This window comes from Chitinophagaceae bacterium (genome assembly GCA_007695095.1).
GTDB lineage: Bacteria > Bacteroidota > Bacteroidia > Chitinophagales > REEL01 > REEL01.
Map to the genome: position 1 here is coordinate 1 of REEL01000103.1, position 2,532 is coordinate 2,532.

The 2,532-nt window shown below is 35.9% G+C and carries 2 protein-coding genes; one reads left to right on the forward strand and one right to left on the reverse strand.

Annotation, left to right across the window (positions count from 1 at the left end):
• Positions 1–1,847 (reverse strand): asparagine synthase (glutamine-hydrolyzing) (asnB, locus tag EA412_06590; GenBank protein ID TVR79413.1); only part of this gene is annotated, 1,847 nt, incomplete at its 3' end.
• A gap of 44 nt (positions 1,848–1,891) precedes the next feature.
• On the opposite strand from asnB, the gene EA412_06595 reads away from it, so the two are divergent.
• Positions 1,892–2,532, forward strand: a 641-nt coding sequence (locus tag EA412_06595; protein ID TVR79414.1) for a hypothetical protein, incomplete at its 3' end; no start/stop codon positions are given.

The window sequence follows — 2,532 nt, forward strand, 5'->3', positions numbered from 1 at the left end:
GCCCAAATTTGAGCATGCACATCTTCCGGATTTGAAGACATCATTTTTTGTTTAAGCGCCCGAATGGCATCATAATTAAAAATTCCCTGTTCTTCAATAAAATCATCACTCAGTAAGTCATTCATTATAAGCCCATTTAGTTCTTTTTTGAACCATGAAAGTAAAGGCACATCAAACCCATGCTTAGGCCGGTTGTATAGTTCCTGAGGAAGAATTTCCCGAAAGGTGTCTTGCAATATTCTTTTCTTCAGGTTTTTATCAATTTTATATTCTGCAGGCAGACTGTTCACAAACTCCACTAAATTATGGTCTAAAAAAGGCACTCTAACTTCCAGACTATTTGCCATAGACATATGGTCAACTTTAAATAACATTTGACCGGGAAGTAAAAGATGTATATCTGTTCTAAGAACATCATTGAAATCCCCATCATCATCTAAAAAACGTAAAATCTCATCTTTCCTTTGTAAAAAATCTTTTTGAACACCTTTTTCAATCAATAACTCAGAAGCATTTTGTTCAGATAAATAGGAGCACCACCTCCAGTATCTTTCTCTGTCAGCCAGATTTAATCCTTCAGAAAATCGATATGCCTGCCTGATTTTATCGGAATATTTATTGTTTCGTGATTTAGGTAAAGCGGAAAGTATTGGCTTTGAATATTTTAATAAACTATTCAGTGCACCGCCTTTTCTGGCTCTCCACTCAGCCCGGTGTTTATTATAACCTGCCATTAACTCGTCAGCACCATCTCCGGAAAGTGCTACGGTAGCTTTTTTACGGGTTTCTTTACAAAGAATATATACAGCCGCCAGTGAGGGATCGGCAAAGGGCTCATCCATATAGTTTAACAAATCATCTATATGAGCCAGTAGGTCATCATTGCTTAACTTAAATACGGTATGATTGGTGTTGTATTTTTGAGCGACCAGATTAGCATAGTAAGTCTCATCAAAATAAGCATTGTCTTTAAAACCGATGGAGAAGGTATTTAAATTTTTTGTGTGTCCTGCTGCCAGGGCAACTATACAAGATGAGTCAATTCCACCGCTAAGAAAAGCCCCCAGAGGCACATCTGAAATTAATCTCAGTCTTACTGATTCATCCAGGTGTTCGTAAAGTTTCTTTTTTGCATCTTCATAGCTGAGGGAAGCAACAGTTGCATCTGTTTTATTGTCAAGTTGAAAAAAAGCTTTCCTTTGTAGAGACTTTCCTTTAATTTTTAAATACGTACCCGGTTCTAATTTTTTGACAGCTGCAATTATAGAATGGGGAGTTGGTATATAATTAAATTGAAAAAACTGTCTTAAACTGCTATGATCCAGTTCGCGCTTAACAGGAAATTCTAAAAGTGCTTTTAGTTCAGAGGCGAAATAAAGAGTTTCTCCATCAAAAGAATACAATAAAGGCTTAATTCCCATTCTGTCCCGTGCAATAAAAAGCTCATTTTCCGCTTTATCATAAACAGCAAATGCAAAAAAGCCATTTAAGTATTGGAGGCACTCTGAGCCGTAGCAAGCATACATTTTTAGAAGAACCTCTGTATCAGATGATGATTGGAAAGAATACCCTTTAGAAATTAAATCTTTCCGCAGCAATTGGAAATTATAAATTTCGCCATTGAAAATGAGTGTATATCTTTCATCATCAGTGGTCATAGGTTGAGAACCGGCTGAAGAAGTATCTAAAATAGATAATCGGCGGTGTGCAAGACCGATATTTTCATCAAAAAAGAAACCTTCGCTATCAGGGCCTCTTTTGCTTAATTGACCGGAAGCGGCTCTTAAGTTTGCTTCCAGCTTGTTGTTCTGATTGTTAAATGAATAGTAACCGCTAATTCCGCACATGTAGTGTTAGCTTTTTTCTTAATTTTGTTCGCAAGTTACGGATAATGGAATTAAAAGATATTGTTGTCAGCCTTTTTTACTTTTTGATACTAATAATTATATCAAAGGTAGTGATTAACAAATATTACAAGGATGACCCGGCGAGTAAATATATTTTACCGGCCTTGTTTCTGCGTATTTTTGGTTCTTGGATAACGTCTTTTGTATTAATCGTGGGGGATGCCGGAACATTTTTTCACAGAGGCAGATTTATCTATAATCTTTTTTATCAGGACTTTGCATTAGGTATATCATTGCTCTTGCCCGAGTTAGGAAGCTTTCATTATGAAGTGGATTACTATCTCAGAATTTTACGTTCACACGATACATCTACTTATTTTGTTTCAAGAACATCAGCTTTAGCGTCATTAATGACATTTAACAGTAATTATGCGAATCATATTTTGTTTTCTGCATTCTCCTTCTTTGGCGCCTGGAAGTTTTTTAATGTCATGCGGGAAATGTATCCGGAAATGGAGAAAAAGTTTGCCTTCTTTATTTTATTCTTACCATCATTATTGCTTTGGGCATCTACTGTTTCAAAAGACACCCTAACTGTAGCAGGAGTATTTATAGTTGTTACCTATGTTCTAAGATTTTTTGTGCTGAATCAGAAAAAGCCTACCTATCTCTTTTGGATGTTTTT